The sequence below is a fragment of the Lysobacter sp. genome (assembly GCF_035655815.1).
Classification (GTDB): Bacteria; Pseudomonadota; Gammaproteobacteria; order Xanthomonadales; family Xanthomonadaceae; genus Lysobacter_J.
Genome location: NZ_DASRTS010000015.1, coordinates 78,109 through 98,535, shown reverse-complemented (window position 1 = coordinate 98,535; position 20,427 = coordinate 78,109). Strand labels below are relative to the sequence as shown.

Here is a 20,427-nt window from a genome sequence, read left to right as displayed (position 1 = left end):
TACCGGTTTCTTCGTCCCTCGTTCGACAAAACAAAAGAGGCCGCGATCGCTCGCGGCCTCTTTCTTAATCTGGCGCCCGAAGTTGGACTCGAACCAACGACCCCCTGATTAACAGTCAAGTGCTCTAACCGGCTGAGCTATTCGGGCGGGGACCGGCATTGTAAAGCCTCCATCGGCGGGGTCAAGCCTTGGCGCACTTCAGGGGCTGTATGCGCACTTCAGGGGTTTCAGGGGACGTTCGGACCTGACCCGTCCCGCGTTGTTGACCACTACTGCCCCTAACTCATAGCCCGTTCGCCGGGAACATAGGCGCAAGGTGAGGTTGGTGCCGTAGCCGAAGCCGCTGGGCTGATAGCGAAGATAGTGGCGGCCTGCCGTGGCGCGTATGGCGATGTCCTGCGGGACAGGGCCGAGTTGCCGCAGTACATCTTCCTCCCTGGCGGGTTTCGCGCTCCGGTTGGTGTCGACAAACACGATCCAGCCGTCGTCCCACGACAGGTCGCGCCGGCAATTCCTGCCGTCCTGGCTGGGGCAGACGCTGATCGGTGCCCGTTGGCTGATCGCAACCATTCGCGCGCTGGCCAAGGAGCCGGTGAGTTCGTGGAAGATGCCGCTGACACGCGCCGATTCCATCAGCTGGCTGAACGCGGGAACACCAAGCGCGAGCAGGACGGAGAGCACTGTCAAGGTCGTAACCAGTTCGACCAGGGTGAAGCCGCGGCGGAGACGGTGCATGGCGATCGGCTTGGCGGAAAGCGCAAGTCTTCGCAGTCGGATCGGGTGCTCCCATCGGTCCGGTGGCGCTCCCGGGGTAGGGAAAGGGCACTTATGCCCCCATCCTCCAACCCATCTACACTGAAGGTTTCTCCGGAGCCGCGCCGATGAACGACAGCCTCCACCCTGCCGGATTCCAGCTCGTCTCGCCCTATCAGCCCGCCGGCGACCAGCCGCAGGCGATCGAGCGGCTGGTGGCGGGGTTCGAGAGCGGCCTGGCCGCGCAGACCGTGCTCGGCGTGACCGGCTCGGGCAAGACGTATACGGTCGCCAACGTGGTGCAGCAGGTGCAGAAACCGACCCTGGTGATGGCGCCCAACAAGACGCTGGCGGCGCAGCTGTACGGCGAGTTCAAGGCGTTCTTCCCGCACAACGCGGTCGAGTACTTCGTCAGCTACTACGACTACTACCAGCCCGAGGCCTACGTCCCGTCCTCCGATACCTTCATCGAGAAGGACAGTTCGGTGAACGAGCACATCGAGCAGATGCGCCTGTCCGCGACCAAGGCGCTGCTGGAGCGCCGCGACACGATCATCGTCTGCACCGTGTCCGCCATCTACGGCCTGGGCGACCCCAACGAATATTTCCGCATGGTGCTGCACATGGTGCGCGGCGAGCGCATCGACCAGCGCGAGCTGATCCGCCGCCTCACCGAGATGCAGTACACCCGCAACGACACCGAACTGCGCCGCGCGACCTATCGCGTGCGCGGCGAAGTGGTGGACGTCCACCCGGCCGAAAGCGACGCCGAGGCACTGCGCATCGAGCTGTTCGATGGCGAGATCGAGCGACTGACGCTGTTCGATCCGCTCACCGGCGAGAGCCTGCGCACGGTGCCGCGTTACACCATCTACCCCGGTTCGCATTACGTCACCACGCGCCGGACGGTGCTGGACGCCATCGACACCATCAAGGAAGAACTGCGCGAACGCCTGGAGCAGCTGTACGCGCAGAACAAGCTGGTCGAAGCGCAGCGCCTGGCGCAGCGCACGCAGTTCGACCTGGAGATGCTTGCCGAGGTCGGCTACTGCAACGGCATCGAGAACTACAGCCGCCATCTCACCGGGCACATGCCCGGCGAGCCGCCGCCGTGCCTGTTCGACTATCTGCCGCCGGACGCGTTGCTGGTAGTCGACGAGTCCCACGTGACCGTTCCGCAGATCGGCGCCATGTACAAGGGCGACCGCTCGCGCAAGGAGACGCTGGTGGAGTTCGGTTTCCGCCTGCCGTCCGCCCTGGACAACCGGCCGCTGCGCTTCGAGGAGTGGGAGGGCCGCTCGCCGCGCGCCATCTACGTCTCGGCCACGCCCGGCCCGTACGAGCTTCGCAAGTCCGAGGACCAGATCGTTGAACTCGTGGTCCGTCCCACCGGCCTGATCGATCCGGAAGTGGAGATCCGTCCGGTCGCGACGCAGGTGGACGATGTACTGGGCGAGATCAACGAGCGCGTGGCGATGGGCGACCGCGTGCTGATCACTACGCTGACCAAGCGCATGGCCGAAAACCTCACCGAATACCTCGGCGAGCACGGCGTGCGCGTGCGCTACCTGCATTCCGATGTGGACACCGTGGAGCGCGTGGAGATCATCCGCGACCTGCGCCTGGGCAAGTTCGATGTGCTGGTGGGCATCAACCTGCTGCGCGAGGGCCTGGACATGCCGGAGGTGTCGCTGGTGGCGATCCTCGATGCCGACAAGGAAGGCTTCCTGCGCTCTACCGGATCGCTGATCCAGACCATCGGCCGTGCGGCCCGCAACGTTCGCGGCAAGGCGATCCTGTACGCCGACCGCATCACCAATTCCATGCAGCGCGCACTGGAGGAGACCGATCGTCGCCGCCAGCGGCAGGTGGAGTACAACGCCGAGCACGGCATCACGCCCAAGTCGGTGGCCAAGGCGGTCGTCGACATCATGGAAGGCGCGCGCGCCGAGCCGGGCGAGACCGCCAAGGGACGTGGCAAGTCGCGCAAGGTCGCGGAGAACCTGGCCGAGTACGCCAAGCTCAGCCCCAGCCAGTTCGCGGCCCGCATCAAGGCGCTGGAACAGCAGATGTACCAGCATGCCCGTGACCTGGAGTTCGAGCAGGCCGCCGCCGTCCGCGACCAGCTGCGCCAGCTCAAGGACGCCGGATTCGCGGCCTGAACCCATCGTAGGCGCGCCGGCAGTGTTGCCCACGACCCGCCGACGGGCTACACTGCGCGCCCCTCGTCGAGCAGTTCGGCGACGAAAGGGCGGTTAGCTCAGCGGTAGAGCACTACCTTGACATGGTAGGGGTCACAGGTTCGAACCCTGTACCGCCCACCACCTTAAGTGGTTGATACGGCGAGACCTTCGGGTCCTCGCCGTTTTCATTTTCGATGGCCACTGACCCCACGCTGACCTCAAGCAGCGCCTGCAGCCTGGGCACGTCGCGGGCCAGATCCCTCATGAGTCTCCGCCAGTGCCTTGCGCACTGCGCCCATGTAGGTCGGGTCGAACTTCGCACAGACGATTGCCAAGAAGCTGCGAGACATCAGCGCGGACTCGCAGGGTCCGCCGACACGGCCGACGCAACCCTGTACCGCCCACCACTTACGTTTTTGCTTTTGCGCCGCGCCAAACGCCGTTGACTTGGCCGCTGCCAGCCCCAACACTTCACGCCGTAGCTCCGGCAGCCGCCGGAGCGGAATTCCGAGGTGGCCCGCGGCAACACCGCCGGCCGAGCGTGCGACATGAGCACTACCACCGCCCACCGCTGAACGCCGACGACGCCCCTCCAGACGGCGCCGCGGCGCCGTTTTTCGTTTCCGGAACCTCCCGGTCCGCTTCGACCGCAAGCCGCGCCCTACGCGCCAGCCCAAGTACCCAATGATCGCCATCACGCTCCCCGACGGCAGCCGCCGTGAATTCGAACAACCCGTATCCGTCGGCGAGGTCGCCGCTTCCATCGGCGCCGGCCTGGCCAAGGCCGCCCTGGCCGGCAAGGTCGACGGCAAGCTGGTCGACACCAGCTATCGCATCGATCGCGACGCCTCGCTCGAGATCGTCACCGACAAGCACCCCGACGCGCTCGACGTGCTGCGCCATTCCACCGCGCACCTGCTGGCGCAGGCCGTGCAGCGCCTGTATCCCGGCGCGCAGGTCACCATCGGCCCGGTGATCGACAACGGCTTCTATTACGACTTCGCCTACGAGCGGCCGTTCACCCCCGAGGACCTGCCGGCCATCGAGGCCGAGATGCAGAAGATCGTGAAGGAGTCTCTGCCGGTGTCGCGCAGCGTGAAGTCGCGCGACGCGGCGGTCGATTTCTTTCGCGGCATGGGCGAGGCGTACAAGGCCGAGATCATCGAATCGATTCCGTCCAGCGAGGAACTCTCGCTGTACAGCCAGGGCGAGTTCACCGACCTGTGCCGCGGCCCGCACGTGCCGTCGACGGACAAGCTGCGCGCGTTCAAGCTGATGAAGGTGGCCGGCGCGTACTGGCGTGGCGATTCGAAGAACCAGATGCTCAGCCGCATCTACGGCACGGCCTGGCTCAACGACAAGGACCTCAAGGCGTACCTGACGCAGCTGGAGGAAGCCGAGAAGCGCGATCACCGCAAGATCGCCAAGGCGCAGGACCTGTTCCACCTGCAGGAAGAAGGCCCGGGCCTGATCTTCTGGCATCCCAAGGGCTGGTCGATCTGGCAGGTCGTCGAGCAGTACATGCGCCGCGTCTACCGCGAGACGGGCTATGGCGAGGTGCGCTGCCCGCAGATCCTCGACGTGTCGCTGTGGCAGAAGTCCGGCCACTGGGACAACTACAAGGACAACATGTTCTTCACCGAGTCCGAGAAGCGGACCTACGCGCTGAAGCCCATGAACTGCCCCGGCCACGTGCAGGTGTTCAACCAGGGCCTGCACAGCTACCGAGATCTGCCGATCCGCTATGGCGAATTCGGCGCCTGCCATCGCAACGAGCCGTCCGGCGCGCTGCACGGCATCCTGCGCGTGCGCGGCTTCACGCAGGACGACGGCCACATCTTCTGCACCGAGGACCAGATCGAGTCCGAAGTGCGCGCCTTCCACGAGCAGGCCCTGAAGGTCTACGGCGACTTCGGCTTCACCGACATCCAGATCAAGATCGCCCTGCGCCCGGATTCGCGCCTCGGCGACGACGCCACCTGGGACAAGGCCGAGGAAGCCCTGCGCTCGGCGCTGAGCGCGGCCGGCGTCCAGTGGGAGGAGCTGCCGGGAGAGGGCGCCTTCTACGGCCCCAAGATCGAGTACCACCTGAAGGACGCCATCGGCCGCACCTGGCAGCTGGGCACCATGCAGGTCGACTTCATGATGCCGGGACGGCTGGGGGCGGAGTATGTGGACGAACAGAGCCAGCGCCGCCATCCGGTGATGCTGCACCGGGCCATCGTGGGCTCGATGGAGCGCTTCATCGGCATCCTGATCGAGCACCACGCCGGGCAGTTCCCGAGTTGGTTGGCCCCGATCCAGGCGGTGGCGATGAACATCACCGACGCCCAGGCGCAATACGTGGACGAGGTCCGGAAATCCCTTTCAAATCAAGGCTTCCGGGTCCATTCCGATTTGCGCAACGAAAAAATCGGCTTTAAGATTCGCGAGCACACGCTGCAGCGCGTGCCGTACCTGCTGGTGGTCGGTGACCGCGAGAAGGAGAACGGCCTGGTCTCCGTGCGCACACGGGGCGGGGAAGACCTGGGGACGATGTCCGTCGCCGATTTCGCCTCGCGTTTGCGCAGTGAGGGCGTACAGTAGCGCCTGCAGCCTGACCTGACCCGGCCGCCCCGTGGCAGCCGGGTTATGCGGATCCTTCCGCAAAAGCCCGGCCATCCATGGCCGGACGTTTCAAATTTTTGGAGATTGCAACATCAGTACCCCCGAGAAGCCGAATCGCAAGAACCAGGAAATCCGCGTACCGCGCGTGCGCGTGATCGGCAGCGATGGCGAAATGATCGGCGTGCTTTCGCGCGACGAAGCCCTGCGCATGGCCGAGGACGAAGACCTCGACCTCGTCGAGATCCAGCCCAATGCGGACCCGCCGGTCTGCAAGATCATGGATTTCGGCAAGTTCCGCTTCGAGCAGCAGAAGAAGGCCAACGAGGCGAAGAAGAAGACCAAGCAGGTCGAGATCAAGGAGCTCAAGTTCCGTCCCGTCACCGACGAGGGCGACTACCAGATCAAGCTGCGCAACATGCGCCGCTTCCTGGAAGAGGGCGACAAGGTCAAGGTCAACATCCGCTTCCGTGGCCGCGAGATGAGCCACCAGGAGCTCGGTCGCGAGATGGCCGCGCGCATCGAGGCCGACCTGGGCGACGACATCGTCATCGAGTCGCGTCCGCGCCTGGAAGGCCGGCAGATGGTCATGATGATCGCGCCGAAGAAGAAGTAAGCCTGCGGCCCGCCTTCTGGCGGAGCCGGGTCCCGGAAAAGGCGCCGCGGGGCGCCTTTCTCCGTTCAGGGGTGGGGCGGGGCATGCCCCTGCCCTCGAACCTGCTGATTTTCAAAGAAAAGATTTGCAACCCGGGCGGGCGGGCCGCATAATATGCGGCCCGGTTCGCCGGGTTTGTTGTATGCAGTATCACGGACCTGTCTTGATCCCTCGATGGATCAAAGACTTACAAGCCGGCAGGGCAGGACGGAAAGAGTGGCCACGCCACCGCCCAGGCCAGTGACCTAAACCTCCGAAAGGACATCGCAATGCCCAAGATCAAGACCAATCGGGCGGCGGCCAAGCGCTTCCGGAAGACCGCTTCCGGCAAGTACAAGTGCGGCCACGCCAACAAGAGCCACATCCTCACCAAGAAGGCGACCAAGCGGAAGCGCAACCTGCGGCAGACGAACCATGTTCGTGCCGAGGACGCGGGCCGTCTGGACCGCATGCTGCCGTATCTCTGAGGAGGGCTGAACAATGGCACGAGTAAAGCGTGGCGTGCAGGCGCGCCGCCGTCACAAGAAGATCCTGAAGCAGGCCAAGGGCTACTACCACGCCCGTCGCAAGGTTTTCCGCGTCGCCAAGCAGGCGGTCACGAAGGCCCTGCAGTACGCCTACATCGGTCGCAAGCAGAAGAAGCGCAACTTCCGTTCGCTGTGGATCACCCGCATCAACGCGGCGGCCCGCATCAACGGCCTGAGCTACAGCCGCTTCATGAACGGCCTGATGAAGGCCGGCATCACCCTCGACCGCAAGGTGCTGGCGGACATCGCCGTGCACGATGCGCAGGGTTTTGCGGCGCTGGCCGAAAAGGCGAAGGGCGCGCTCGCGGCGTAAGTTGTCCGTCAGGCCGGCCAGGTCCTCCGGGATCGGCTGGTCGTGGCACAACGCAGTACACGCATGGGGAAGGGCGCAAGTCCTTCCCCATTGCCGTTTCTGGACTCGGCAAAGCGAAGTCCGTCGAATCAGACATGGAGGATGCAATGAACGGGATTTCGAGGTGCGGCCAGCGCAGTGTGTGCATGCTGGCGTTGCTTATGGGGACGACGGTCGTGGCGGCGCAGGAGCCGGATGCCGGCCAGACACGGAACGCCGACGCGCTCGCGCGCTTTGGCGACGTGATGCTCGGGATGGGCCGCAACGAGCAGTGCAAGATGCTGGACGAGGCGCGCACCGAGCAGTACAGCAAGGACGTTGCCGCGATCATCAAGGCGCTGGAGAAGCAGATCCCGCCACAGCAGTTGCTGGGTGTGGTGATCAATGCGACGGCAGCGACCGGCGCGCCGAAATCGGCGGGGGGCTGCGACGATGCCACCAGGCAACTGGTCGAAGCGGGCAGCGAGAACGCGAAGAACTGGGCGGAGGAGCTCCGCCGGGGTCGGTCGCGAGGCAATTCAACGCAAGGCAAGTGAGAGGAAACGGGAGCACATGGCGCAGATCGAGCAACTGACCCAGCACGCGCTGGCCGACATTGCGGCGGCGGATTCTCCCGACGCGATCGAAGCCCTGCGCGTGGCACTGCTCGGCAAGAACGGCAGCGTGACCGCGCAGCTCAAGCAACTGGGTGCGTTGCCGCCCGACCAGCGCAAGACCGCCGGCGAGGCGATCAACCGCGCGCGTGATGAACTGACCGCCGCGCTTGGCGAGCGCCGCTCCGTGCTGGAAGAAGCCGCCCTCAATGCGCGCCTGGCATCGGAAAGCATCGACGTCACGCTGCCTGGCATCGACGGTACGCGCGGTGGCCTGCATCCGGTCAGCCGGACGATGGAGCGCATCGCCGACATCTTCGGGCGCCTTGGTTTCGAGCTCAGCAACGGCCCGGAAATCGAGGACGACTGGCACAACTTCGAAGCGCTGAACTTCCCGCCGCACCATCCGGCGCGCGCCATGCACGACACGTTCTATTTCGGCGACGGGCGGCTGCTGCGCACGCATACGTCCGGTGTGCAGGTGCGTTACATGCAAGAGCACGCGCCGCCGCTGCGCATGATCGCGCTGGGCAAGGTGTACCGCAGCGACAGCGACCAGACCCACACGCCGATGTTCCATCAGTGCGAAGGTCTGCTGGTCGACGAGCACGCAAGCTTCGCGGACCTGAAGGGCACGCTGGCCGAGTTCGTGCGCGCGTTCTTCGAGCGCGATTTCGAAATGCGCTTCCGTCCCAGCTACTTCCCCTTCACCGAGCCTTCGGCCGAGGTCGACATCGCCTGGCAGCAGCCCGATGGCAGCACGCGCTGGCTGGAAGTGCTGGGCTGCGGCATGGTGCACCCGAACGTGCTGCGCAATGTCGGCATCGATCCGGAGAAGTACACGGGCTATGCCTTCGGCCTGGGCGTCGAGCGCTTCGCGATGCTGCGCTACGGCGTCGACGACCTGCGCAGCTTCTTCGACAACGACGTGCGTTTCCTGAAGCAGTTCGCCTGACTGCACGTGACTGGTGATGCGTGATGGGTGATCTGAAAGAGCCCGTCACGTAGCCAATCCCGCATCTCGAATCACGAATCACGGCTCCCCAATGAAATTCTCCGAAAACTGGCTGCGCCACCACGTTCCGACTACCGCTTCGCGCGACGAACTCGCCGCGACGCTGACCGCGATCGGCCTGGAGGTCGAGGAAGTGACGCCGCTTGGCGAATCGCTCGATGGCGTGGTCGTCGCGCAGATCCTCAGTGCAAGCAGGCACCCGGAGGCGGACCGCCTGCAGATATGCGAAGTCGACACGGGCAATGGCACCGTGCAGATCGTCTGCGGCGCGCCCAACGCACGCGCAGGACTCAAGGCGCCGCTGGCGACCGTCGGCGCGAACCTGCCCGGTGGCATCGCCATCAAGGCGGCCAAGCTGCGTGGCGTGGAATCGTTCGGCATGCTGTGCTCGGCCAAGGAGCTGGGCGTGGATCCGGACGCGTCCGGCCTGCTGGAACTGCCCGCCGACGCAACCGTCGGCACGCCGTTGGCGCAATACCTCGGACTGCCCGACGCCACCATCGAGATCAAACTCACGCCCAATCGCGCCGACTGCTTCAGCGTGCGCGGCATCGCCTATGACGTAGCAGCTGCGTCGGGCAGCGAGGTCAAGCCGCTGGATGCGTCGCCAGTCCCGGCGCAGAGCAATGCCACCCTGCCGGTCGAACTGCAGGCCGGCGCGCGTGTTCCGCGCTTCGTCGGGCGCGTGATCGACTCGGTGAATGCCAACGTCTCCACGCCATCGTGGATGGCCGAACGCCTGCGCCGCAGCGGCGTGCGCCCGATCAGCTTCCTGGTCGACGTCACCCAGTACGTGATGCTCGAACTCGGCCAGCCGATGCATGCCTTCGACAAGGACACGCTGGAAGGCGCGGTAGTGGTGCGTCCGGCGCGCGAGGGCGAAACGCTCAAGCTGCTCGATGGCCGCACCGTCACGCTCGACGACGATTTCCTGGTCGTCGCCGACGGTCGCGGCGGTGCCGGTGCGCGCGCCGTGGCTCTGGGCGGCATCATGGGCGGGCACGACACGCGCGTCACCGACGGCACGGTCAATGTGTTCCTCGAAGCCGCGCACTGGATCCCGTCGGCGATCATCGGTCGCAGCCGCAAGCTGGGCCTGCACACCGACGCCGGCCACCGCTTCGAGCGTGGTGTCGATCCCGAACTGCCGCGCGTCGCGGTGGAGTATGCGACCCGGCTGATCCTCGACGTGGCGGGCGGCGTGGCCGGCCCGGTCATCGGGGCCGTGCTGCCCGAGCACCTGCAGGCGCCGCAACCCATCGTGCTGCGGCGTGCACGCCTGGCGCGGGCGCTCGGCCTGCAGGTTGCCGACGCCGAAGTCGAACGTATCCTGCGCGCGCTGGGCCTGAGCGTGGAAAACACGTCGGACGGGTGGCGCGTGGTGCCGCCCAGCCGCCGCTTCGATCTGGCGATCGAGGAAGACCTCATCGAGGAGATCGCCCGCATCCACGGCTACGACGCGATTCCGACCACGCTGCCGGCCGGCGCGGCGCGTCTGGTGGCGCCGAGCGAGACCCGCGTCGATGAGGCCACGGCGCGCCGGCAACTGGCCGCCCGCGACTTCCTCGAGGCGGTGAATTACGCCTTCGTCGACGCGGAGCTGCTGGCGGCCTGGGGACTCACCGAAGGCAGCGTGCCGTTGGCCAATCCGCTCAGCGGCGAACTCGGCGTCATGCGTACCGCGTTGCTGCCCGGTCTGGTGGCTGCACTGGCCCGCAATGCCGCTCGCCAGCAGCCGCGCGTGCGCCTGTTCGAACTGGGCAACGTCTTCCGTGCCAACGGCAGCAACGCTCCAGTGGAGACGCTGCGCATCGCCGCCGTCGCCTGTGGCGAGGCACGTGGCGAGCAGTGGGGCGAGCGCGCGCGACCGGTCGGCTTCCACGACCTGAAGGGCGACCTGGACAGCCTGGCTGCGCTTGCCGGCACCAGGCTGGAATACCGCGCCTCGCAGTCCGCCTGGGCCCATCCGGGCCGGTCGGCGGACGTGTATCGCGACAGGGTCCGCCTGGGCTGGATCGGCCAGCTGCATCCGCGCCTGGGCAGGTCCCTGGAGCTCGATGTCGACGTCGTGGCGTTCGAACTGGACGTGGCTCCCCTGTTCAGCCGGGACATTCCACGCGCAACAGGCCTGTCGAAGTATCCGTCCGTCCGTCGCGACCTCGCGTTCGTCGTGCCGGAAGGCATCGAATGGGGCGCCATTTCGGCCGCCGTGAAGCGTGCCGCGGGCCCGTCGTTGCGCGATCTGGTGCTGTTTGACCGCTATCAGGGCAAGGGGGTCGAAAACGGATTCAAGAGTCTGGCTATGGGCTTGATTCTGCAGGATGAATCGCGCACGCTGACTGACCGTGATGTGGATGCGGCGATTGCCTCGGTGACGCAGGCGCTGCAGCGGGAATACGGTGCGGCGATCCGCGGCTGAGGTTGAGGAAGAACGATGGCATTGACCAAGGCTGAAATGGCGGAGCGACTCTTCGACGAGGTCGGGCTGAACAAGCGCGAGGCGAAGGAATTCGTCGACGCGTTCTTCGACGCGCTGCGCGAGGCGCTGGAGCAGGGCCGCCAGGTGAAGCTTTCCGGTTTCGGCAATTTCGATCTGCGCCGCAAGAACCAGCGCCCGGGCCGCAACCCGAAGACCGGCGAGGAGATTCCGATCTCCGCCCGCACGGTGGTGACCTTCCGCCCGGGACAGAAGCTGAAGGAACGCGTCGAGGCCTACACCGGAGCTGAGCATGCTTGACCCCGGCAGCAATCGCGAACTCCCGCCGATCCCGGCCAAGCGCTACTTCACCATCGGTGAGGTCAGCGAGCTGTGCGACGTCAAGCCGCACGTGCTGCGCTACTGGGAGACCGAGTTCCCGATGCTTAACCCGGTCAAGCGGCGCGGCAATCGCCGTTACTACCAGCGCCATGAAGTGCTGATGGTGCGGCAGATCCGCGGCCTGCTGTACGAGCAGGGCTACACCATCGGCGGCGCGCGCCTTCGTCTGGAAGGCGAGACCGCCAAGGACGAGTCCGCATTGAGCTCGCAGATCATCCGCCAGGTCCGCATGGAGCTGGAAGAAGTGCTGCAACTGCTGCGGCGCTGAATCACCCGGCGAGCTTCATCCGAACGCGGCAAACTGGCCGCATCGGCGATACAAACGTTATACTTGCCGCCCGCTCGCAAGGGCGGCACACGCAGTACACGTCGGGGCGTAGCGCAGCCTGGTAGCGCATCTGCCTGGGGGGCAGAGGGTCGTCGGTTCAAATCCGGCCGTCCCGACCATCTTGAAAGCGTGTGCCGGCAGCGCCGGCCACACGCGCGGCGCATCAGCCGCCCATCATTCCGCCGCCGGCCTTGCCCGGCAATCCGTCCTCGCGATTGCCCTCCTGCTCGGGATCGGCTTCAGCGTCCATATCGCCGATTTCCTGATTCAGGCCGCCTTGGGGCACGCGATTGCTGCGCTTGTCGTCGCCTTCGTCGTCGTGACGTTCCTTCTGTTGCATTCCGGTGCCACCCTGCTGGGCCGTGATCGTTGTGTCCTGTTCGCGCTTGCCGGTATTGGCCATCGTTCGTCTCCGGTGGGAGGTGTTCCGAACGTAGCGGGATGGCTGTAACGGCCGGGGCAAGATCGCGACAAGCCATCGTTCTGCGCGGGATTGAGAGACGAGAGGTGCACTGTCGAACCCGCAAGCGGCTGCTTACGATGCGGACATGGACGAAACCGCGCAGCAACGCATACGGGATCTTCGATTGGAGCCGCATCCGGAAGGCGGGTTCTACCGTCGCATCCACGAGTCGCAAACCACCGTCGAACATGACGGAAGGCGAAGGCCGGCGCTGACCGCCATCGACTTCCTGCTGCCGCAGGGGCAGGTCAGCCAGTGGCATCGCGTCGATGCGGACGAGTGCTGGCACTGGCAGGAAGGCGACGCGCTGGAGTTGCGCGTATTCGACGCGGGCAGCTGCAGAGTTGTCACCGTACGGCTCGATGATGCCTCGCGTGGCACGGCCCTGCACATCGTGCCTGCGGGTCGTTGGCAGGCGGCGAGACCTCTTGGCTCCTTCACCCGCGTGATCTGCACGGTGTCGCCAGGATTCGTGTGGGATGGCTTCGAGCTGCTCGAACCCGACAGCGACGTGGCCCATGCCTTGGAAGAGGCGGGCGCACTGCACCTGTAAGGGAACTCGCGGCCCTTCGCCGCACTCGCACCGGGACCGAAACGCACGGAGCGCACATGTCTCACCGTCTGACCTCAGCACTGATTGGAAGCGCGATCGCGGTCTGCGGGAGCGCGCATGCGCAAACGCCCGCCAGCGACCTGCCGATCCGCGATCTCGACACGATGGTGGTCAGTGGCGTGCAGCCGGGCCCCGGTCTGTGGAAGGTGCGCAAGGGCGGGCACACGCTGTGGATCCTCGGCACCGTGTCGCCGTTGCCCCGGCGCATGGAGTGGGAATCGCGCGAGGTTGAGCAGGTCATCGCGCAGGCACAGGAGGTGATCGAGCCGCCGGGCCTGCGTATCGATACGGACCTGGGCTTCTTCGGGACACTTGCGCTGGCGCCCAAGGCCTTCAGCGCGCGCAAGAACCCCGACGGCCAGACGCTGCAGCAGGTGGTGCCAGCCGACATGTACGCGCGCTGGGCGGTACTCAAGCGCAAGTACATTGGGAGCGATGAGGGCGTGGAGAATTACCGGCCGATCCTCGCCGCGATGGAGCTGTACCAGGAGGCGATCGAGGACGTCGGCCTGAAGCAGGGCGGCGTGGTGTGGCCCGTCGTTGAAAAGCTCGCCAAGCGCCATGACGTGCCGCGCACGCAGACCATGGTGACGGTGATGATCGAGGATCCGAAGGTCGCACTGAAGGAATTCCGCAGCACCCGGCTGGAAGACCTCGACTGCTTCGCCAACACATTGCAGCGGCTCGAGTCGGACCTGGGCGCGATGCGCGAGCGCGCCAATGCGTGGGCGATCGGCGATGTGGAGGCGTTGAAGGCACTGCCGTACACCGACCAGAACGAGGCCTGCATCCGTGCAGCGGCGCAGGCCGGCGTGCTGCGCAAGCGTGCGGGCGACATCGAAGCGCAGGTCGAGCGGCGCTGGCTGGGCGTGGCGGAAGCGGCACTGGCGAAGAACCCCGTGACGTTCTCGGTGCTGCCGATGCGCGAACTGACCCGGCCCGATGGCTACATCGCCAAGCTGCGCGCCACGGGATATGAGGTGGAGGAGCCGTAGGGCACGCCAAGGCGTTGGTGTGTGCCGACGCCAAGGTAGGAGCCAGCTTGCTGGCGATCCGATGGAGCGGTCGCCAGCAAGCAGGCTCCTATGGAAGTGCGCAGATACGCAAGGCGGATCTCAACCCGCCACGCTGACCGCCACGTTCGGCCGACCCAGCTCCGGCCAGCGCGTGATCACCGAGGCGCGGATGCCCGCGGCATCGAGCCCGGACTCGGACAGCAGTTGCTCGCGGCTGGCGTGATGCTGGAACTCGTCCGGCAGGCCCAGGTGCAGCATCGGCAGGACGATGCCTTCCGAGGCCAGCAGTTCCGCCACGCCGGAGCCGGCGCCGCCGGCCACGACGTTGTCTTCGAGGGTGACGAAGCCTTCGTGCGTGCGTGCGAGCTCCATGACCAGCGCGCGGTCCAGCGGCTTCACGAAGCGCATGTTCACGACGGTGAGGCCCAGTTCGGCCGCCACGGCTTCCGCCGCCGGCGTGACCGCGCCGAAGGCGAGCAGCGCGATGCGCGAACCGGTACGGCGCACTTCCGCCTTGCCGATCGGCAGCACGTCCAGGGTGGGCTGCACGGGCACGCCCGGGCCGGTGCCACGCGGATAACGCACCGCAGCCGGCCCTTCGTAATGCAGGCCCGTGGTCAGCATCTGCCGGCACTCGTTCTCGTCGGCCGGCGCCATGACCACCATGTTGGGCACGCAGCGCAGGTAGCTCAGGTCCAGGTTGCCGGCGTGCGTCGCACCGTCCGGGCCGACCACGCCGCCGCGGTCGATGGCGAACAGCACGTCGAGGTTCTGTATCGCCACGTCGTGCACCAGCTGGTCGTAACCGCGTTGCAGGAACGTGGAGTAGATCGCGACGACTGGTTTCGCACCTTCGCACGCCATGCCGGCGGCCAGCGTCACGGCGTGCTGCTCGGCGATGGCAACGTCGAAATAGCGCTGCGGGAATTCCTTGCTGAAACGGACCAGGCCCGAACCCTCGCGCATCGCGGGCGTGATGCCCTGCAGGCGCGGCTCGGCCGCGGCCATGTCGCACAGCCAGTCGCCGAAGACGTCGGTATAGGTGGGCTTCTTTGCCCCCGGCTTGCTCACCAGTCCCTTCTCTGGATCGAACGGACCGACGGCGTGGTAGCCGATCTGGTCGCCCTCGGCGAGCTCGTAGCCTTTGCCCTTGGTTGTGATGATGTGCAGCAACTGCGGACCCTTGAGGGTCTTGAGCGTCTTCAGCGCTGACAGCAACGCGGGCAGGTCGTGGCCGTCGATGGGGCCGGTGTAGTGGAAGCCCATTTCCTCGAATAGCGTGGACGGCACGAACATGCCCTTCCAGTGTTCTTCCCAGCGCTTGACGAACTTTGCCGCCGGCTTGTTCTTGTCGCCCAGCAGGCGCTTGCCGCCTTCGCGGATCGCATTGAGCGTGCGGCTGCCGGTCAGCCGGCCGAGCATTTGCGTGAGGCCGCCGACGTTCTCCGAAATCGACATCTGGTTGTCGTTGAGGATCACCAGCAGGTTCGGCTCCGGATCCATCCCGCCGCCGTGGTTAAGCGCCTCGAAGGCCATGCCGGCGGTCATCGCGCCATCGCCGATCACCGCCACCACCTTGCGGTCGTCGCCCTGCTGCTGCAGCGCGATGGCCATGCCCAACGCGGCCGAGATCGAAGTGGACGAATGGCCCACGCCGAACGTGTCGTACTCGCTTTCCTCGCGCTTGGGGAACGGCGCCACGCCGTCCTTCTGCTTGACGGTGTGGATGATGTCGCGGCGGCCGGTGAGGATCTTGTGCGGGTAGGTCTGGTGGCCCACGTCCCACACCAGGCGATCCACTGGCGTCTCGAACAGCCAGTGCAGGGCGACGGTCAGTTCGATCACGCCCAGGCCCGCGCCGAAGTGGCCGCCGACCAGGGCGACCTGTTCGATCAGGTAGGCACGCAGTTCGTCGGCGATGGCCGGCAGCTCCTCTTCGGGGAACTGCCGCAGGTCGGCGGGGACCTGGATGCGGGACAGGCGCGGATAGCGTTGCGGATCGATCATCACGACGGCGTCAGACGGCAAGTTCGCCATTGTCCCGCCGTCGTCCGGGGTGGGCAAGGCGCGCCCCGGAGAGGTTCAGAAAGCCCGGGCCGCGCGTGGACCCGTGCAACGGCCGATCAACGGCCGCGCAGGCGGCCGAACAGGCCGCTACCGGACTTGGCCGGATCGACCGGTTCCGGCTCGCGCTCGACCTCGGCGAAGCCGGTGGCGAGGTTGGCGTTGACGAAATCGGCCACCTCGGCCAGCGAAACGCCGCTGGCCTCGGCAATTTCGGCGAGCAGGGCGGGGCCTTTCATCATCACTGTGGCGATGCGGAAGTGCTTGGGGTATTCGCGCTCGGTCTGCGGCCACTTGACCATCAGGTAGCGGCGATGGGGGTCGTGCTCCGGGGCCAACGCGCCCTTGCCGGCCAGCAGGTTGCCGAACCAGACCAGCCGCGCGAGCGGCATGGCCGCGCCGAGGCGGGCGGATTCGGTGGCCCACGTGCTGGCGTCAACCGGGACGAACTCGCTGGACTCGAGCCGGCCCTCGAAATGGGCGGCCAGGGGCTTCAGCCCGGACGGACCGTGATAGACACGCTGGTCCAGATCGATCAGCAGGCCATCGGCGACGTTGCGCAGCCGCACGCGACCGCGCAGGCGATCATTCGCCAGCCAGTCCAAGAGCGAGCCTTCCGCGATTGCCGTGGGGACCGGGACCGGCGCGGCTTCCGCAACCGGTTCGGGCTGGCTGGGCGCCGGCTGAGCCGCTTCAACGGGTGCGGGAGCCGGTGCGGGTGCAGGGGCCGGTGCCGCTACGGCCGCAGGTTCCGCCATGACCGGGGATGCCGGCGGGACCGACGGAGCGGGCTCCATGGCGGCCGCAGTCCGCGCGGCGACCGGTGCCGCTTCAGCAGCGGGCGCCGCAACTTCGATCGGTACACCTGCCTGCGAGGCCATATCGCGCAGCAGGTTGCCCAGGCTGTTCGCGTCGAAGGGTTGGCCCAGGCGGAAGTCCGCCTGCGTGCGCTGGGCCGTAGTCAAGGCCACGACGCTCTTGCCGGCGGCATGCAGGCGCAGCCAGCTCATCGGGCCGTACATGCTGTCCATGTCGACGATGACGTAGTCGGCCTCGGCATCGGAAGCCAGCTCCCAGCGGCCGCCGAGCCGTCCGTTGGCAGAATGGAAAGCGGCTTGTAGCGCGGACTCCGTGGTCGGGTCCATGCCGGTCAGACCAAGGGTGAGGCGCATTGCTCGCTTCCGTTGACTGTTTGCAGTGGTTGGCGAGTTTTGCGGACGCCTTCACCGTCGTCAACGCGCACGGAGCGTCGCAAGTGAGCGCTGAGGGTCAACTCTGGAGGTCCGCGACGTGCCGCCCGCGCCAAAGCGCGATGCCGATCACGCGCCTCAGGCCTGCAGGCGGGCGTTCCTGGGCAGCTGGCTGCGGAGGAAGGCCATCTGGTCGGCCAGGATGTTGCGGTTGGAGAGGATCAGGTGCTCGACCCAGCTGGGCCGGTATGGCACCGCCAGCAGGGGCATGCCGGCCTGCTGCGGCGTGCGGTTGCCCTTGCGCGAATTGCAGTGGAAGCAGGCGGCGACCACGTTCTCCCAGATGTCGCGACCGCCCTTGGAAACCGGCATGACATGGTCACGTGTCAGGTGCGAGCGGTTGAAGTCATGGCCGCAGTACAGGCACAGGTAGCCGTCGCGCGCGAACAGCGCGGCGTTCGTGAGGGCAGGGGTGGGGTCCAGCGCATGCGTGCGCGCGTGACTGCGCGCGGCGACGATGGGATGCAGCTCGATCACGCTGCGCTCGCCGGAGTGGCGGCTGATCCCGCCGTGCACCTTCAGGCACGGGTCGCCCAGCGTCCATGCCACTGCGCCGCGGACGTACAGGCATGTCGCGTCCTGCCAGCTCATCCAGTCGAGCACACGCCCATGCGCATCGAGCGACAGCAGTCGCACCGAATTCAGGCGGTCAAGGGACGGGCGTGAGGCGAAGGAGGGGCGGGCCGGATCCGTATCGGTTCCGGTTCGGACCAGGCGCAGCGTCGCTCTGTCGGTCTCCATCGGGAAACCAGCTTATACGCCATTGTTTACGTTTTGTGTACTTGTGCGCCTGCGGATCGCGTCCGCAGGCGCACAGGAAACTCACGCCGGGTCGGTCGCGAGTTCTGGAAGACCGTCGATGCCGCTCTCGATCGCTGCCGCATGGGCCAGCGTCCGCGGCAGGATGCGTGCGAAATAGAAGCGGGCGGTCGCGCGCTTGTCGTCCTTGAACGACTGCGGGTGCGCTCCCGCTTCGGCGGCGGCGACGCTGCGCGCCCACCAGTACGCCAGCACGACGTAGCCGGAATACATCAGGTAGTCGTACGAAGCCGCACCGATTTCCTCCGCATTCGCAGTCGCCCGCTGCGCGATCCACTCCGTCAACCGCTGCCATTGGCCCGCCTTCTCGCGCAGCGGGCCGATGAATTCCGCGAGCGAGGAATCCCCGCCATGGCGCTCGCAGAATTCGCCCACGTCCTGCAGGAACGCCTTCAGGCCAACGCCCTGCAATTGCATGATCTTGCGGCCCAGCAGGTCCAGCGCCTGGATGCCCGTGGTGCCTTCGTACAGCGTGGTGATACGTGCGTCGCGGGCCAACTGCTCCATGCCGTGTTCGGCGATGTAGCCGTGTCCACCGAAGCACTGCAGCGCGTGGTACGTGCATTCCACGCCCCATTCGGTCAGGCAGGCCTTCACGATGGGCGTCAGGAAGCCAACCAGGGCGTCGGCGCGTTCGCGTTCGGCGGCATCCGGAGCGTGATGGGCCACATCCACCTGGAGAGCGGCGTCATAGCCCATGACGCGTCCGCCTTCGACCAGCGCCTTGCAGGTCAGCAGCATGCGACGCACGTCCGGATGCACGATGATCGGGTCCGCCGGCTTCTGCGGAAACTTCGGGCCTGAGAGCGCGCGCATCTGCAGGCGCTCGCGCGAGTAACGCAGTGCGTTCTGCAGTGCGCGATCGGACAGCCCCAAGCCCTGCAGGCCCACCGCGAGGCGCGCGGTGTTCATCATGGTGAACATCGCCATCAGGCCCTTGTGCGGCTGCCCTACCAGCCAACCCTGTGCGCCATCGAAGTTCATCACGCAGGTGGCGGAGCCGTGGATGCCCATCTTGTGTTCCAGGCTGCCGCAGCGGACCGCATTGGCCTCGCCCATCGCGCCGTCCTTGCCCACGCGCTGTCGCGGAACCACGAACAGCGAGATGCCGCGGCTGCCGGCAGGTGCATCGGGCAGGCGCGCGAGGACCAGGTGCACGATGTTGTCGGTGAAGTCGTGCTCACCGGCGGTGATGAAGATTTTCGTGCCGGTAATCGAATAGCTGCCGTCGTCGTTGGGTTCTGCACGCGTCTTGAGCAGGCCCAGGTCGCTGCCGCAGTGCGGCTCGGTGAGACACATCGTGCCGGTCCAGCGTCCTTCCACCAGCGGGCGCAGGAAGGCCTCCTGCTGCCACGCCTCGCCGTGGTACAGCAGCGCTTCAGTCGCGCCGTGCGAGAGCAGCGGGAAGTTGCCCCAAGCCAGGTTCGACGCGTCGATCATTTCCTTCAGCGGCACGCCGGCGGCGTGCGGCAGGCCTTGGCCGCCAAATTCCACCGGCGAAGTCAGTCCCGCCCACCCGCCTTCGATGAACTGCGCGTAGGCCTGCTTGAAGCCGGTCGGCGTCGTGACCCGACCGGTCGCCTGGTCCAGCTTGCAGCCCTCACGGTCGCCCACTTCGTTGAGCGGGGCCAGCACCGTCTCGGCGAAGCGCGCGGCTTCATCCAGCACTGCGTCCAGCACGTCGCGCGTTGCGTCGGCGAATCCCAGTCGCTGGAACTGCGCTTCCGCGCCTAGCACGTCGAAAAGTGCGAAGCGCATGTCGTCGAGGGGGGCTTTGTAGCTGCTGCTCATGGGCAATCCGGATGGCTGATCTGAGGGGCGGACGGGGTCAACGCAACACGCCCGGCAGACCGGGTGCCGGGCTCAGTTCACTGTTTCGGGAGACGTCGAAGCTGCGTTGCTTGGCTTCATCCGGTGTCGCATCGATGCGGCCGCGCAGCGAATAGGGAACGCTACGCCCCGAAGCCAGCGCGTCGGCCACGGCGATCTTGGCCGCTACCTGCGGCGACATCGTCACGGTGATCACGTCGGCCGACTCGGGTCCGATGGTGAGCGCCGGCTGTGCGCGGAGGTTGCCCGCCGCAACGTTCTGCGCGACTTCGACCGCGAGGTCGAGGGTGTCGAAGCGCATGGGCACGCTGCTGAAGTTCTCGATGCGCAGCTCGGCCGACCAGCTTCCGTCGGCGCGTACGGTGAGTTGCTGGATTCGTGCGGACGGCTCTGACACGCGACGGACCGGACCGCTGGAGCATCCGGCCAGGAGTAGCGCCGTAAGCGCCAGGCCGGTCCAACGTCTCCAGTGCATCGCCTTCATGCCGCCGCTCCATCGTGATGGGACGGCGAGCATACTACGGCGAATGGCAGGCCCGATTCG

At 66.4% G+C, this 20,427-nt stretch carries 19 protein-coding genes and 3 tRNA genes; 14 read left to right on the top strand and 8 right to left on the bottom strand.

The genetic code is table 11. From position 1 onward, the window contains the following. Positions 1–70: 70 nt before the first annotated feature. Both VFE83_RS03900 and VFE83_RS03895 read right to left on the bottom strand, forming a co-directional pair. Positions 71–147, bottom strand: a tRNA-Asn gene (locus VFE83_RS03900). 51 nt (positions 148–198) lie between these two features. Beyond that, a complete protein-coding gene (locus VFE83_RS03895; protein WP_324903565.1) occupies positions 199–735 on the bottom strand; it encodes a Tfp pilus assembly protein FimT/FimU in 537 nt (178 codons plus the stop codon). Between the two features lie 146 nt (positions 736–881). Here VFE83_RS03895 and uvrB point away from each other — a divergent pair, with 146 nt between their 5' ends. From uvrB to VFE83_RS03835, 12 genes are all read left to right on the top strand, one after another. Further along, positions 882–2,915, top strand: a complete 2,034-nt coding sequence (uvrB, locus tag VFE83_RS03890) for an excinuclease ABC subunit UvrB (protein ID WP_324903564.1) — start codon at positions 882–884, stop codon at positions 2,913–2,915. An 87-nt stretch (positions 2,916–3,002) separates the two neighbouring features. After that, positions 3,003–3,077 (top strand) — tRNA-Val (locus tag VFE83_RS03885). 543 nt (positions 3,078–3,620) lie between these two features. Beyond that, entirely contained in the window at positions 3,621–5,522 is a 1,902-nt protein-coding gene (gene thrS / locus VFE83_RS03880) for a threonine--tRNA ligase (protein WP_324903563.1), read from the top strand. 112 nt (positions 5,523–5,634) lie between these two features. Continuing rightward, positions 5,635–6,156, top strand: coding sequence for a translation initiation factor IF-3 (infC, locus tag VFE83_RS03875; protein ID WP_324903596.1), 522 nt, complete (start codon positions 5,635–5,637; stop codon positions 6,154–6,156). Positions 6,157–6,464: 308 nt separating this feature from the next. Further along, positions 6,465–6,662 (top strand): 50S ribosomal protein L35, encoded by a 198-nt coding sequence (rpmI, locus tag VFE83_RS03870; protein WP_027083463.1) that lies wholly within the window; start codon positions 6,465–6,467, stop codon positions 6,660–6,662. A gap of 13 nt (positions 6,663–6,675) precedes the next feature. Further along, a complete protein-coding gene (rplT, locus tag VFE83_RS03865) occupies positions 6,676–7,035 on the top strand; it encodes a 50S ribosomal protein L20 (RefSeq protein WP_206861317.1) in 360 nt (119 codons plus the stop codon). A gap of 185 nt (positions 7,036–7,220) precedes the next feature. After that, on the top strand, positions 7,221–7,610 hold the full coding sequence (locus VFE83_RS03860; RefSeq protein WP_324903562.1) for a hypothetical protein: 390 nt from the start codon (positions 7,221–7,223) through the stop codon (positions 7,608–7,610). A gap of 16 nt (positions 7,611–7,626) precedes the next feature. Next, positions 7,627–8,622, top strand: coding sequence for a phenylalanine--tRNA ligase subunit alpha (gene pheS, locus VFE83_RS03855; protein ID WP_324903561.1), 996 nt, complete (start codon positions 7,627–7,629; stop codon positions 8,620–8,622). Positions 8,623–8,713: 91 nt separating this feature from the next. Beyond that, complete coding sequence (gene pheT / locus VFE83_RS03850) at positions 8,714–11,101, top strand: phenylalanine--tRNA ligase subunit beta (protein WP_324903560.1); 2,388 nt, start codon at positions 8,714–8,716, stop codon at positions 11,099–11,101. Positions 11,102–11,116: 15 nt separating this feature from the next. Continuing rightward, positions 11,117–11,419 (top strand): integration host factor subunit alpha, encoded by a 303-nt coding sequence (locus tag VFE83_RS03845; protein ID WP_324903559.1) that lies wholly within the window; start codon positions 11,117–11,119, stop codon positions 11,417–11,419. Next, positions 11,412–11,768, top strand: coding sequence for a MerR family transcriptional regulator (locus tag VFE83_RS03840; protein WP_115842430.1), 357 nt, complete (start codon positions 11,412–11,414; stop codon positions 11,766–11,768). Before VFE83_RS03845 ends, VFE83_RS03840 begins: the two co-directional genes overlap by 8 nt. Positions 11,769–11,870: 102 nt before the next feature. Continuing rightward, positions 11,871–11,947: transfer RNA gene (locus VFE83_RS03835), tRNA-Pro, on the top strand. 44 nt (positions 11,948–11,991) lie between these two features. On the opposite strand, the gene VFE83_RS03830 is transcribed toward VFE83_RS03835, so the two are convergent. Next, on the bottom strand, positions 11,992–12,231 hold the full coding sequence (locus tag VFE83_RS03830) for a hypothetical protein (RefSeq protein ID WP_324903558.1): 240 nt from the start codon (positions 12,229–12,231) through the stop codon (positions 11,992–11,994). Between the two features lie 145 nt (positions 12,232–12,376). Between VFE83_RS03830 and VFE83_RS03825 the strand changes: the two genes are divergently transcribed. Beyond that, entirely contained in the window at positions 12,377–12,844 is a 468-nt protein-coding gene (locus tag VFE83_RS03825; RefSeq protein WP_324903557.1) for a cupin domain-containing protein, read from the top strand. A gap of 56 nt (positions 12,845–12,900) precedes the next feature. Continuing rightward, positions 12,901–13,899 (top strand): TraB/GumN family protein, encoded by a 999-nt coding sequence (locus tag VFE83_RS03820; RefSeq protein ID WP_324903556.1) that lies wholly within the window; start codon positions 12,901–12,903, stop codon positions 13,897–13,899. A gap of 120 nt (positions 13,900–14,019) precedes the next feature. Here the strand turns inward: VFE83_RS03820 and dxs are convergent, their stop codons facing one another. From dxs to VFE83_RS03795, 5 genes are all read right to left on the bottom strand, one after another. After that, positions 14,020–15,927, bottom strand: coding sequence for a 1-deoxy-D-xylulose-5-phosphate synthase (dxs, locus tag VFE83_RS03815; protein ID WP_324903595.1), 1,908 nt, complete (start codon positions 15,925–15,927; stop codon positions 14,020–14,022). Between the two features lie 116 nt (positions 15,928–16,043). Continuing rightward, positions 16,044–17,156, bottom strand: coding sequence for a hypothetical protein (locus VFE83_RS03810; RefSeq protein WP_324903555.1), 1,113 nt, complete (start codon positions 17,154–17,156; stop codon positions 16,044–16,046). A 156-nt stretch (positions 17,157–17,312) separates the two neighbouring features. Then, positions 17,313–17,975 (bottom strand): HNH endonuclease, encoded by a 663-nt coding sequence (locus tag VFE83_RS03805; protein ID WP_324903554.1) that lies wholly within the window; start codon positions 17,973–17,975, stop codon positions 17,313–17,315. A gap of 81 nt (positions 17,976–18,056) precedes the next feature. Beyond that, on the bottom strand, positions 18,057–19,844 hold the full coding sequence (locus tag VFE83_RS03800) for an acyl-CoA dehydrogenase C-terminal domain-containing protein (protein WP_324903553.1): 1,788 nt from the start codon (positions 19,842–19,844) through the stop codon (positions 18,057–18,059). A gap of 37 nt (positions 19,845–19,881) precedes the next feature. Then, positions 19,882–20,358, bottom strand: coding sequence for an LEA type 2 family protein (locus VFE83_RS03795; RefSeq protein ID WP_324903594.1), 477 nt, complete (start codon positions 20,356–20,358; stop codon positions 19,882–19,884). Positions 20,359–20,427 lie beyond the last annotated feature (69 nt).